The sequence below is a fragment of the Parapontixanthobacter aurantiacus genome (assembly GCF_009827635.1).
GTDB classification, from domain to species: domain Bacteria; phylum Pseudomonadota; class Alphaproteobacteria; order Sphingomonadales; family Sphingomonadaceae; genus Parapontixanthobacter; species Parapontixanthobacter aurantiacus.
Genome location: NZ_WTYW01000001.1, coordinates 883860 through 896035, shown reverse-complemented (window position 1 = coordinate 896035; position 12176 = coordinate 883860). Strand labels below are relative to the sequence as shown.

The window sequence follows — 12176 nt, the reverse complement described above, 5'->3', positions numbered from 1 at the left end:
CCTTACATCATCGGATACGAGATTTCATGGGATTCAAATGCGGTATCGTCGGACTGCCGAATGTCGGCAAGTCCACCCTGTTCAATGCGCTTACCGAAACGCAGGCCGCGCAGGCCGCGAACTATCCGTTCTGCACGATCGAGCCGAATGTCGGCCAGGTCGCGGTGCCGGACGAGCGGCTCGAAACGATCGCCGCCATCGCGAAGAGCGCGAAGGTCATTCACACGCAGCTGGCATTCGTCGATATTGCGGGCCTCGTGAAGGGCGCCAGCAAGGGAGAGGGTCTGGGCAACCAGTTTCTTGGCAATATCCGCGAGGTGGACGCGATCGTTCACGTCCTCCGCTGCTTTGAGGATGACGACATCCAGCACGTCGCCAACCGTGTCGATCCGCTGGCCGATGCCGAAGTCGTCGAGACCGAACTGCTGCTGGCCGATTTGGAAAGTCTCGAGAAGCGCGTTCCCACCGCTCAGAAGAAGGCGACTGCGGGCGACAAGGAAGCCCGACTGACCGCAAGCGTCCTCGGTCAGGCGCTCGACCTTTTGCGCGAGGGCAAGCCCGCACGCCTCACCGAACCGAAGGATGACGAGGAAGCGCGCATCTTCGCGCAGGCGCAGCTGCTCACCGCAAAGCCTGTCCTGTATGTCTGCAACGTGGCGGAAGAGGACGCAGCCGAGGGCAATGAATTGTCGCAGCAGGTCTTCGCCAAGGCCGAGGCTGAGGGCGCGCAGGCGGTCGTGGTGTCCGCCGCCATCGAAGCGGAACTCGTCAGCATGGAAGCCGAAGAGCGCAGTGAATATCTGGCCGAACTCGGCCTTGAGGAAAGCGGCCTGTCGCGCATCGTACGCGCGGGTTATCGCCTGCTCGGTCTCAATACCTTCTTCACCGCCGGACCCAAGGAAGCGCGTGCTTGGACGTTCCCGGAAGGAGCCAAGGCTCCGCAGGCCGCGGGCGAGATCCACTCAGATTTCGAGCGGGGTTTCATTCGTGCCGAGACCATCGCCTATGACGACTACGTATCGCTGAAGGGCGAGAGCGGCGCGCGCGAGGCAGGCAAGCTGCGGCAGGAAGGCAAGGACTACCTCGTGAAGGACGGCGACGTTTTGCTGTTCAAATTCAACGTCTAGGTAGCTTCGGCGGGACCGAATAGGGGGATCGTTCGTTGACCACCCGTGCCGCATCTGCGGTGACCGTATAATAAGAAGGGGCAACGAAGAACATGGTCGACAAATCCGAGAAATTTAACTGGCTGGTTCGCGTAGGCTATTTCAGCCGCGCAATCCTTTATTCCGTCCTCGGGCTGATCGCGCTGACGAGCGCGCAGAAAATAGCCGAGGGTACGAACGGCGTCTTCCAGGCGATCGAGGATTTCCCGGCAGGGACGGTTATCCTGTGGATCCTCGTCGTCGGTCTGACGGCCTATGGTCTGTTCCGGCTCGCGTCGCCCGTCTTCGACATCGAGAACAACGGTTCGGACGCCAAAGGCTGGGCACACAGGCTTGGCCATCTCGGTAGCGCAATCGGCCACTTCGCCCTTGCCTATTCTGCTTACAAGTTCGCGAACAGCGATACCGGCTCTTCCTCCGGCGGCAGCGGCGGAGGAAGTGGAGGCGCACAGGAAGCGGCATCCGGTCTGCTGTCAGCCGATCTCGGTGGCATCGTCCTCGGCCTTCTCGGCCTCGCCTTCTTCGGAGCGGCCTTCGCCCAGGGAAAGAAGGCCATCACAGGCTCGTTCATGAACCGTATCAGCCCGCGCGCTCCGGATTATACGCGTATCCTCGGCGGCATCGGTTTCAGCGCCCGTGCGGTCGTCTTCGCAATCATCGGCTGGTCGCTCGTCCAGGCAGGCTTCCTGTCGGGCGGCGCAAGCCAGGTTAAGACCTTGGGCAGCGCGGTCGCCTCGCTCGCCGGTGACGGGTTCATCTTCACCCTCGTCGCGATCGGCCTGCTGATCTTCGGCATCTTCAGCCTCATCCTGTCGCGCTACCGGATCATTCCGGATATGGGCGCAGAGGGCAAGGTCCCGAGCTTCCGCGCCTAGGACTTCTGAACGGACTGCACGATTTGCTATGGACCCGGACGCGCGTTCCGGGCCATAGCTTCGCGCATCCTGGGAGGCTTGATGGAGAGGTCCGACGATGCGTTATTTCGAAGATATCGAAGTGGGCGAGAAGGACGCCTACGGCGCTTACGAAGTAACGCGCGAGGAGGTGATGGATTTCGCTTCCAAATACGATCCCCAGCCTTTTCATCTTGATGACGAGGCCGCTTCGCGCACACATTTCGGGCGCTTGTCGGCGAGCGGCTGGCATACCTGCGCCATGACCATGCGCATGATGGTCGATCACATGGGCGAACGTCGGCAGGCGAGCCTCGGTTCGCCCGGTATCGATCAGCTGCGCTGGAAGAAGCCGGTCTATCCCGGAGATACTTTGCGCGTCGAGGCAGAGGTCCTCGAGAAGAGGCAGAGCGAGAGCCGTCCCGAGATGGGCTTCTTCAAATCACTACAGCAGGTTTTCAATCAAAACGATGAAGTCGTGCTCGAAATGATTTCGAACGGCATCGTCGAGGTTCGCAACCCCTGAAGCGACGGGAATGTCAGCTTTTTGCGGCCCATCAGGCGCCGCAGCTTGCGCTACCTTCCGCCTCGTAAACCACGCGGTTGCGCCCGTCATAAACGGTCAGGCGCGCCGGATAGCTTGCCGCTTCCGCCCCATCGTCAGGCTCGATCGCCAGGCGAAAGCCATGCTCCAACCCGTCATAGCGGCTGCGTGTGCCAAGCGGGTTTTCTTCGCTCCCGCTATCGGGGGCGAAGCGGGCAACCTCGCCATCGACCTTGAGATAACCAGCCTCGCCGAGCGCGACCGCGATCGCTTCCCCGCCCTCGCTCAACGCGAACGAGCAGCCGGCGCCGTAGATGGCGTTGCGCTCGAAATCGGCAAAGGTCATTTCCTGCGGTTCGATGGCGATCGCGGGCGGACCCTCCGCCGCAGCGATGGCTCGCTCGGTCTCGGCTATCTCCTCCTGCTCGGAACGGGAGGTTTCATTCCCGCAGGATGCGATGAGAGCGGCAGCCGCCACGATGAAATAGCGCTTCATCAATGTCTTCCGAATAGTTTCTCGACGTCTTCCATCGACAGCTTGACCCAGGTCGGACGACCGTGATTGCATTGGCCGGACCGCGGTGTGCGCTCCATTTCGCGTAGCAGCGCGTTCATTTCGGCGACGGTGAGATTGCGTCCCGCCCGCACCGATCCGTGACACGCCATCGTCGCGAGCACGAGATCGAGCTTCTCCTCGAGCAGCAGGGCCGTACCGTGCTTGGCGAGATCGTCGTCGATATCCTGCAGCAGTCTGTACGGGTCGCCGCGCTTCAAAGCGTGGGGCATCGCCCGAACCAGCATGGCCTGCGGGCCGAAACGCTCGATGACGAGACCGTGCTTGCCGAGCGCATCCGCAGCTTCCTCCAACCGGTCGCAGGCCGTTTCCTCCAGTTCGACGACTTCGGGAAGCAGCAGGGGCTGGCTGCGCGCCAGTGCCTCCTGCGCCCCGGCAGCCTTCAACCGTTCGAGGACGAGCCGTTCATGCGCGGCGTGCTGATCGACGAGGACGAGGCCGTCAGCCGCCTCTGCCACGATGTAGGTCTGCGCGACCTGCCCGCGTGCAACGCCGAGAGGATATTGGGGGGCCGCCATATCCTGTTCCGCAGCCGCCTCCGCCCTGCCCTGCGGCAGATCCATCACCGCGACATCGCCGGGCTCGGCATAGTGCATGCGCGCCATCGTGCTTGAGGCAGGGGTGCTGCCCCTCGCGGTCCAGTCCTGGCCCGAAAAAATGGAGCGCATGGCGGGCGCAACGTCGTCCGCTCCGGGTTCGATCTGCCAGCGGTCCATCGCCTTGCGATCGGGACCCTGCGCGCTGCGCTTGTCGCCGCTTGCCAAGGCTTCGCGCAAACCGGAGACAATGAAGCCGCGAATACCGGCCGCATCGCGAAAGCGAACCTCGGTCTTCGCTGGGTGGACATTCACGTCCACGTCTTCTGCCGGTAAATCGAGAAAGAGAGCGAGGACGGCATGCCGATCGCGGGCCAGCATGTCGGAATAGGCACCGCGTACTGCGCCGATCAGGAGCCGATCCTTTACGGGGCGGCCATTCACGAACAGATACTGATGATCGGCAACCCCGCGATTATAGGTCGGCAGACCGGCGATACCGGACAACCGGATGACCTCTCCGTCCGCCGTCATCCGCTCGAAATCGATGACGACACCGTTAACCTTCAATTCGCGCGTGACGACCTGCGCGACCCGCGTCGGCAAGTCCTCTCCCGCCTGAACCGCGAGCGTGCGACGGTCGCCGTGATCGAGCGTGATCGCGATATCCATGCGCGTCATGGCAAGGCGCCGCACGACGTCGAGACACGCGGCGTATTCGCTGCGCGGTGTTCTCAGAAATTTCTGGCGGGCGGGAAGCTTGGCGAACAGCTGCTCGACGCGAATTCGCGTGCCCGGCGGCAGAGAAGCAGGTCGATCCTCCAGCAATTCGCCATGATCGACCAGTTTGCGCCAGCCATTGTCCGCATCGTGTGGACGACTCTCGATCGTGAAGCGAGACACGCTGGCAATCGACGGCAAGGCCTCTCCGCGGAAACCCAGTGTGCGGACCCGTTCGATCGCATCGTTCGCGCCGATCAGGCTTTCAGGCAGTTTCGAGGTAGCGTGCCGTTCCAGCGCGAGCGCCATTTCGTCAGGTGCCATGCCGCACCCGTTATCGGCCACCTCGAGGGCGCTCGTGCCGCCGTCGACGAGCTTCACCGCGATGCGCGTCGCCCCGGCATCGATGGCGTTCTCGACCAGTTCCTTCAATGCCGAAGCCGGCCGTTCCACCACCTCGCCGGCGGCAATCCGGTTGACGAGGTTTTCAGGGAGGCGGCGGATGTGCGGCATAAGTATTAACCGTAAAGACGCGCAGTTCGATTTTCGAGGCCGACCGTGGAAAAATCTTCCCCCTATCGACATAATTTTTTGGTGTTTTGCTTAGTGCGGCGTTAAGGCAGCCCGGCGAGCGGGCACTTTCCCGACCTATACGGCCTTCGGCACTGCCGAACGAACAGCCGCACGGTCTTGCCGTTACGGCAATGCGGAAGGTCCGGGACGGACGAACTAACGGCACGGATATTGATTTCCCATGGGCTTTTTCTCCAATCTTCTCAAGTTTGGCACGCAGAACATCGCTATCGATCTGGGTACTGCGAACACTCTCGTTTATGTTCAGGATCAGGGGATCATCCTCAACGAACCGTCGGTCGTCGCGATCGAAACGAAGGACGGTTTCAAGCGCGTGAAAGCGGTGGGCGACGACGCGAAGATGATGATGGGCAAGACGCCCGACAGCATCGAGGCGATCCGGCCCCTGCGCGACGGCGTCATCGCGGACATCGAAATTGCCGAGGCGATGATCAAGCACTTCATCCAGAAGGTCCACGGTAAGAAGAGCCTGCTGCGCTATCCCGAAATCGTCATCTGCGTACCCTCGGGCTCGACCAGCGTGGAACGTCGCGCGATCCGCGACGCGGCATCCAATGCCGGGGCGAGCCAGGTCTTCCTCATTCTCGAACCCATGGCGGCTGCGATCGGCGCGGACATGCCCGTGACCGAGCCGGTCGGCTCGATGGTGGTCGATATCGGCGGCGGCACGACCGAAGTCGCCGTCCTGTCGCTGCGGGGCCTCGCATATACGACGTCGGTTCGCACCGGCGGTGACAAGATGGACGAGGCGATCGTGTCCTACGTCCGCCGCCATCACAACCTGCTGATCGGCGAATCGACGGCAGAGCGGATCAAGAAGGATTACGGCGTCGCCATGCCGCCCGAAGACGGGATCGGCGAAGCGATTACCTTGAAGGGCCGCGACCTCGTGAACGGCGTGCCCAAGGAAATCACGATCAACCAGGCGCATATCGCGGAAGCCCTCGCCGAACCGATCGGTGCGATCGTCGAAGGCGTTCGCATCGCTCTCGAAAATACCGCCCCGGAACTGGCCGCGGACATCGTCGATCAGGGCATCGTCCTGACCGGCGGCGGGGCGCTCATCAAGGGTCTCGACGACTATCTGCGCGAGGAAACGGGACTACCGGTCAGCGTGGCCGAAGATCCCCTGTCCTGTGTCGCGGTTGGCACGGGCCGGGCGATGGAAGACCCGATCTATCGCGGCGTCCTGATGACGGCCTGAGGCGCAGATCGTGGCGCCGCCTGCATCCCGGCGCTCCAGCTATTCCAAGCGAGCGCAACTGAGCGTCTTTACCGGCTACGTCGTGGCCGGGATCGGCGCCGTGCTGGGCGCCATCCTTCTCATCCTGTCGATCTGGCGACCCGACCTGCCGGGCAATTTGCGAGCGAGCGCCAACGACGTCACGACCCCCGCCACCTCCGCTGCCGCCGAGGTACGTACGGGAAGTAAGGGCTTCCTCGAAAGCGTGCAGGGTTATCTGCGCGCGGGCGCTCAGAACGCAGAGCTGAAGCGGGAAATGGAACTGGCGCGGATTCGGCTGGCCGAAGCGGATGCGGTCCGCCTCGAAAACAGGCGGCTGCGCGCATTGATGAACCTGCAGGAGACCGATTCCGCGCCCGTGGCCGTAACGCGCATGGTCGGCTCGACCTCGTCGAGCGCGCGGCGCTTCGGCTATATCGGGGCGGGCTCGAGCGATGGCGTCACGATCGGGATGCCGGTGCGGACCGCGCGCGGAGTCGTTGGCCGGGTGCTCGAAGTGGGACTGAGCAATTCGCGCATCCTGCTCATCACCGACAGCCAGAGCGTGTTGCCGATCCGCCTTTCCGACGAGCGGCGTAACATCGTCGCTTTCGCCAGTGGCAATGGTGACGGGCGGCTGCGCGTCCGCCTTATCAACCTTGGCATCAACCCGCTCGAACCGGGCGATCTGTTCGTGACCAGCGGCGCGGGCGGCTATTATCAGCCTAGCGTTGCAGTGGCGCTGGTTGAGGAAGTGATCGACGACGGTGCCATCGCCCGCGTCGTATCCGACCCGGCAGCCTCGGATTTCGTGGCGGTGATGCCGATCTTTCAGCCTGAGGCGGTAAGGGCTGCGCGCACTGCCGATGATCAGCGGCTCGGCGAGGATGAAGGCAATTCGCCGGACAATCCCGCAGGTGAGGTGCCCGCCGAACCCGCGCCGATGCCCGACGGAGCGGAGTGATGGAGCGCTACAACCCGCGCGCCCGCGCCGACCAGTATGGCAGCCGCCTTCACCGCGAGCATTCGACCATCGTCGCGAATATCGTTCCGTGGGCGAGCATCATGCTCGGCTCCATCCTTCCGCTCTTCGTGATTACGGCGGCCATCCCGTGGATGCCACCGCTGGGCTATCTCACGATGATTGCTTGGCGCATCGTGCGGCCCGGCCTCTTGCCGATGTGGGCGGGTTTTCCGCTCGGGCTGTTCGACGATTTGTTCAGCGGCCAGCCCTTGGGCAGCGGCATTTTACTGTTTTCCCTGACGCTCATCGCCTTCGAAGTGATCGAGGCGCGCTTCCCCTGGCGCAGCTTTGCCCAGGACTGGTTCACGACAGGCTTATGTATCATCGTGTATATTCTGTTCGCGATGATAGTATCCGGGGCAAAGATAACGGGAACCCTGCTGTTCGTGATGGTACCGCAGATCGTCTTGGCGATCCTGCTGTTCCCGCTGCTTGCTCGCTTCATATCGCATCTTGACCGGTTCCGGCTGGTTAGGTGGAGGTCGGTGCGATGAGGCGTTCGCGTCGTCCCAAGCAGCATATATCGAGCACCACGCTGAAGGACCGGTTCGACCGCCGCAGCGTCGTCATCGGTGCATTTCAGGGCGGTATCGGCGTCCTTCTGGCCGCGCGTATGGGTTATATCGCAATCGCCGAGAACGAGAAATACGAGCTTCAGAGCGAAAGCAATCGCGTCAATTTGACGCTGATACCGCCGCGCCGCGGCTGGCTTCTCGACCGGAACGGTGCGCCCCTTGCCTCCAACCGGGCGGATTTCCGCGTCGACGTCATTCCCGAACGGCTTGCGGATCGCGAAGACACGGTCAGGACATTGGGCGAAATCCTCGATTTCGGTCCCGACCAGATGGCCGATCTCAATGCGCGCATCGACGAGGCGCGCCCGTTCCAGCCCGTCGAGGTCTCGACCGGCGTCGATTACGAGCAATTCGCTGCGATCAGTGTCCGTCTTCCCGACCTTCCCGGCGTCGTGCCGCAGCGCGGATTTTCGCGCTTCTACCCGACTGGCCCGTCGGTGGGCCACCTTATCGGTTATGTCGGACCAGCCTCCGCCGAAGAATATGAGGAGGACAACAACCCCCTTCTCATCACGCCGGGTTACAAGATCGGCAAGGACGGTCTGGAGAAACAGTTCGAGCGACAGCTGCGCGGGGAGCCAGGGGCGCGGCGGGTCGAAGTGACCGCTTCCGGTCGAATCGTGCGCGATCTCGAAACGCGCGACGACATTCAGGGCGATCCCGTCAAGCTGACGATCGACGGCCCGCTGCAGGACTATGCGGCGCGGCGCATCGGCCTCGAATCCGGGTCGGTGGTCGTGATGGATTGTCTGACGGGGGATCTACTCTGCATGGCCTCCATGCCGAGTTTCGACCCGAACAGCTTTTCCGCCGGCATCGGTAGCCTCGAATATTCCATGCTGCGCGACGATGTGCGCGTGCCTTTGCGCAACAAGGTTCTGTCCGGCCTTTATCCGCCCGGCTCGACCGTCAAGCCGATGGTCGGCATGGCCTTTCTCAAGGCGGGCCTCAAACCCAACGAGAGCGTTTTTTGCGGCGGCGGTCTGCGGGTCGGCAATCGCGTCTTTCGCTGTTGGAACAGGCGCGGTCACGGGCGCGTCGATCTCGCCAAGGGCATCTATCAGTCCTGCGACGTCTATTTCTACCACTTCGCGCAGGCTATCGGGATGGACCCGATCGCTACCATGGCCCGCCGTTACGGGATGGGGCAGGAGTTCCCCCTGCCCGTTACGACACAGTTCTACGGCACGGTCCCGGATCCCGAGTGGAAGTTCAACAAGTTCGAACGCGAATGGCAGGCCTTCGATACGGTGAATGCGACGATCGGCCAGGGCTATATGCTCGCCAGCCCGTTGCAGCTTGCCGTGATGGCCTCGCGCCTCGCGACGAGCGAGATCGTCATGCCGCGCCTCGTCCTCGACGGAAGCACACCGAAGTTCGAAAGCATGGGCGTGTCCCCTGAATACAAGGCCTATGTGCGTCAGGCGATGAGCGACGTCGTCAATGGGCCGGGGACCGCCGGGCGGGCGCGCCTGCCGGTGGAGGAAGTCCTCATGGCAGGCAAGACCGGGACGGCGCAGGTCGTCGGATTGAGCCTTTCGGACGGCAAGAGCGGACCGTGGAAATTTCGCGACCACGGGCTCTTCATCTTCTTCGCCCCGTTTGACAAGCCGCGCTATGCCGGGGCGGTGGTGATCGAACATGGCGGAGGATCGGGCGCTGCCTATCCGATCGCACGCGACGTAATGACCTATCTGTTCGATCCGCAGAAGGGGATGGACGCACTGCTGGCGCTGGAAAAGCAGTGGGGCGGCACCGCTCAGGAGCGCCTGAACAAGCAATATGCTGCCTATGCGGCCGAGGCAGGCGAGACAGTTCCCCCCGTGCCGCGGCGCGAAGAAGACATCTTCGCGCAGGTCGAAGCCGAGGCCCGGCTCGCCGTTCGCCAGTCGGAATCCATGGCCGACGGCGTTATCACCCCGCGCGAGGACCCCTTCGCGCCCGGCGACACGCAGGGTCGGCCAACGACGTGAGCATCGTCCCCGCTCCGATCGCACGCCAACCCTGGCAGATGCTCATACCGCTCTTTGTGCTGGCAAGCTTCGGCGCGGCAGTGCTCTTTTCCGCGGCAGGCGGCAACATGCAGCCGTTTGCGCAATCGCATCTGATACGGTTCGGCATCTTCCTGGTGATGGCGGTAATCATCACTTTCTTCACGCGCGATGCGATGAAGCTTCTCGCCTATCCGATCTATCTGATCATCCTGCTGCTGCTCGTGGCCGTCGAGGCTATCGGCTTCGTCGGAGGCGGAAGCCAGCGCTGGCTCAATCTTGGTTTCATGACCCTTCAGCCGTCCGAATTGATGAAGCCTGCGATCGTGCTGACCCTTGCGCGCTTCTACGACACCTTGCCAGTCGGCATGGTCGGTACTTGGCGGGCACTGGTTCCGGCTGGCGCGATCATTGCTCTGCCCATGGCGCTCGTACTGTTGCAGCCAGACCTCGGGACGTCGCTCGCCCTCGCCTTCGGCGGCGTCGTGGTGATGTTCCTTGCCGGCTTGCCGATGCGCTGGTTCGTAACGTCCGGGATCGCCGGACTAGCCGCCATCCCCGTGCTCTATACCTTCGCCCTTCAGCCTTATCAGCAACGCCGCGTGACCACCTTCCTCGATCCGGAAAGCGATCCGCTAGGCTCAGGCTATCACATCACCCAGTCGAAGATCGCGATCGGCTCGGGCGGGCTTACCGGCAAGGGGTTCAACCAGGGTTCGCAGAGCCACCTCAATTATCTGCCCGAACCGCAGACCGACTTCGTTTTCGCCACCATGGCGGAGGAATGGGGCTTTATCGGCGGCCTGCTCGTCATCGGGATCTTTGCCCTGATCCTGCGCTGGGGCTGGAAAGTCGCGAGCAATTCCGAGGACCGGTTTGCCCGGTTGCTCGCTGCGGGAATGGTGGCGACGATCTTCTTCTACGTGGCCATTAATCTGATGATGGTGATGGGCCTGGCGCCGGTGGTTGGCATTCCCCTGCCTTTCATGAGCCATGGCGGATCGTCCATGCTGACCAACATGATCTGCATCGGCATCCTGATGCAGGTCTACCACTGGAACCGGCGCACACATCGGCGGGGACTGGATTGATCTTCGTCAGCAAAGACGACAGCGATGACGAAATTTGCACTTGCCTCTTCCATCGCCGCGAATTCACGCTATATGCGGCGCTCCTGAAGGGTCGACCTAGCCCCGGAACGGACGCATAGCTCAGTTGGTAGAGCAGCTGACTCTTAATCAGCGGGTCCTTGGTTCGAGCCCAAGTGCGTCCACCACTTTCAAAACAAGCACTTAGCGGGTGTTTGATGAATTTCAACACGGTCACTCACCTTGCCACTTAATCGAGACGTAATCAGCGCGCTCGAAACTCGGGTCATTCGCTCGTGAGTTTTGATGCGAAAGTTATCAACGTGATGATTGCTTCGCCAGGCGACGTGCAACGAGAGCGCCAAGCAATTCGCGAAACGATCCATACATGGAATGATGTGCATGCCGCAGACCGCCGGTGCGTGCTTTTACCAGTTGGTTGGGAGACTCATTCAGCACCGGCTTTAGGTGACCGGCCCCAAAAACTGATCAACGACCGTGTATTGGAGCATTGCGATCTCTTGGTGGGCGTATTCTGGACGCGATTAGGTACACCAACTGGCGAAGCGGCCAGCGGGACCGTCGAAGAGATTCGACGCCACATGGCTGCTGGTAAGCCGGTCATGGTGTACTTCTCGCAGCAGCCCGTGGCTCCCGATTCCTTAGATCGAAGTCAATACGATGCGTTGCAGGACTTTAAAGCTTGGTGCGCAGAACAAGGGCTAATTCATAGCTACGACACGCAAGACGAATTTAGGGTCGCTTTTGCTCGTCACCTGCAGTTGACCCTTCGTGACGATCCTTATCTGAAGAACCTCCAACGTGCAGTTGCAGGTTTTTCGATCAGCGACCTGCCCGGACTTCCTGATGAAGACGAGCATCAAATCAGTGAAGAAGCGAAGACGTTGCTAAAGGCAGGGATCAACGACAATCAGGGCGTTGTGATGGTTGGGCACTTCCTCAATGGCGACTTGATACAGACAAACGGGATAAATTTTGCCGAAGGCTGTGACGCTCGAGGAAGAGCCGCATGGAAAAGCGCAGTCGATCAACTCGAGTCCAAGTTTTTTATCGAAGATCGCTCAGGAAAGGGCCAAGTCTACTTTATCACGGACGCCGGCTATCGTTACGCTGAAAAACTCCGCGCCGATCAACAAGACCGGCCCGCATAGTCTAGATCATCAACCGTCTTCGTGATTCGTCGTTGGATAGGGCGTGCACGAAGGGAAAGGGCTGTATCTGCGATGGC

General features: G+C 61.6%; 11 protein-coding genes and 1 tRNA gene. 10 read left to right on the top strand and 2 right to left on the bottom strand.

The window, feature by feature from the left end:
- Positions 1–26: 26 nt before the first annotated feature.
- The 3 genes from ychF (at position 27) to GRI38_RS04360 (ending at position 2585) form a co-directional block, all read left to right on the top strand.
- Complete coding sequence (gene ychF, locus GRI38_RS04370) at positions 27–1127, top strand: redox-regulated ATPase YchF (RefSeq protein ID WP_160681674.1); 1101 nt, start codon at positions 27–29, stop codon at positions 1125–1127.
- Between the two features lie 92 nt (positions 1128–1219).
- Entirely contained in the window at positions 1220–2041 is an 822-nt protein-coding gene (locus tag GRI38_RS04365; protein ID WP_160681673.1) for a DUF1206 domain-containing protein, read from the top strand.
- A gap of 97 nt (positions 2042–2138) precedes the next feature.
- Positions 2139–2585, top strand: coding sequence for a MaoC family dehydratase (locus GRI38_RS04360; protein WP_160681672.1), 447 nt, complete (start codon positions 2139–2141; stop codon positions 2583–2585).
- 31 nt (positions 2586–2616) lie between these two features.
- On the opposite strand, the gene GRI38_RS04355 is transcribed toward GRI38_RS04360, so the two are convergent.
- Both GRI38_RS04355 and mutL read right to left on the bottom strand, forming a co-directional pair.
- Positions 2617–3099, bottom strand: coding sequence for a hypothetical protein (locus GRI38_RS04355; RefSeq protein ID WP_160681671.1), 483 nt, complete (start codon positions 3097–3099; stop codon positions 2617–2619).
- Complete coding sequence (mutL, locus tag GRI38_RS04350; RefSeq protein ID WP_160681670.1) at positions 3099–4946, bottom strand: DNA mismatch repair endonuclease MutL; 1848 nt, start codon at positions 4944–4946, stop codon at positions 3099–3101. Before mutL ends, GRI38_RS04355 begins: the two co-directional genes overlap by 1 nt.
- A 241-nt stretch (positions 4947–5187) precedes the next feature.
- Here mutL and GRI38_RS04345 point away from each other — a divergent pair, with 241 nt between their 5' ends.
- The 7 genes from GRI38_RS04345 (at position 5188) to GRI38_RS04315 (ending at position 12099) form a co-directional block, all read left to right on the top strand.
- Complete coding sequence (locus tag GRI38_RS04345) at positions 5188–6231, top strand: rod shape-determining protein (RefSeq protein ID WP_160681669.1); 1044 nt, start codon at positions 5188–5190, stop codon at positions 6229–6231.
- Between the two features lie 10 nt (positions 6232–6241).
- Positions 6242–7213, top strand: a complete 972-nt coding sequence (locus GRI38_RS04340; RefSeq protein WP_160681668.1) for a rod shape-determining protein MreC — start codon at positions 6242–6244, stop codon at positions 7211–7213.
- Entirely contained in the window at positions 7213–7767 is a 555-nt protein-coding gene (mreD, locus tag GRI38_RS04335; RefSeq protein WP_160681667.1) for a rod shape-determining protein MreD, read from the top strand. Before GRI38_RS04340 ends, mreD begins: the two co-directional genes overlap by 1 nt.
- Positions 7764–9821, top strand: a complete 2058-nt coding sequence (gene mrdA / locus GRI38_RS04330; protein WP_160681666.1) for a penicillin-binding protein 2 — start codon at positions 7764–7766, stop codon at positions 9819–9821. Before mreD ends, mrdA begins: the two co-directional genes overlap by 4 nt.
- A gap of 38 nt (positions 9822–9859) precedes the next feature.
- On the top strand, positions 9860–10930 hold the full coding sequence (gene rodA / locus GRI38_RS04325) for a rod shape-determining protein RodA (RefSeq protein WP_160682462.1): 1071 nt from the start codon (positions 9860–9862) through the stop codon (positions 10928–10930).
- Positions 10931–11039: 109 nt separating this feature from the next.
- Positions 11040–11115: transfer RNA gene (locus tag GRI38_RS04320), tRNA-Lys, on the top strand.
- A gap of 108 nt (positions 11116–11223) precedes the next feature.
- Positions 11224–12099 (top strand): DUF4062 domain-containing protein, encoded by an 876-nt coding sequence (locus GRI38_RS04315; RefSeq protein ID WP_160681665.1) that lies wholly within the window; start codon positions 11224–11226, stop codon positions 12097–12099.
- The last annotated feature ends 77 nt before the right edge of the window (positions 12100–12176 follow it).

What these genes read in the sequence shown, in the direction of transcription:
- GRI38_RS04360 (WP_160681672.1), top strand. Translation starts at nt 2,139, where the DNA reads ATGCGTTATTTCGAAGATATCGAAGTGGGCGAGAAGGACGCCTACGGC.
- mutL (WP_160681670.1), bottom strand. Translation starts at nt 4,946, where the DNA reads ATGCCGCACATCCGCCGCCTCCCTGAAAACCTCGTCAACCGGATTGCC.
- ychF (WP_160681674.1), top strand. Translation starts at nt 27, where the DNA reads ATGGGATTCAAATGCGGTATCGTCGGACTGCCGAATGTCGGCAAGTCC.
- rodA (WP_160682462.1), top strand. Translation starts at nt 9,860, where the DNA reads ATGCTCATACCGCTCTTTGTGCTGGCAAGCTTCGGCGCGGCAGTGCTC.
- mreD (WP_160681667.1), top strand. Translation starts at nt 7,213, where the DNA reads ATGGAGCGCTACAACCCGCGCGCCCGCGCCGACCAGTATGGCAGCCGC.
- GRI38_RS04355 (WP_160681671.1), bottom strand. Translation starts at nt 3,099, where the DNA reads ATGAAGCGCTATTTCATCGTGGCGGCTGCCGCTCTCATCGCATCCTGC.
- GRI38_RS04365 (WP_160681673.1), top strand. Translation starts at nt 1,220, where the DNA reads ATGGTCGACAAATCCGAGAAATTTAACTGGCTGGTTCGCGTAGGCTAT.
- GRI38_RS04345 (WP_160681669.1), top strand. Translation starts at nt 5,188, where the DNA reads ATGGGCTTTTTCTCCAATCTTCTCAAGTTTGGCACGCAGAACATCGCT.
- mrdA (WP_160681666.1), top strand. Translation starts at nt 7,764, where the DNA reads ATGAGGCGTTCGCGTCGTCCCAAGCAGCATATATCGAGCACCACGCTG.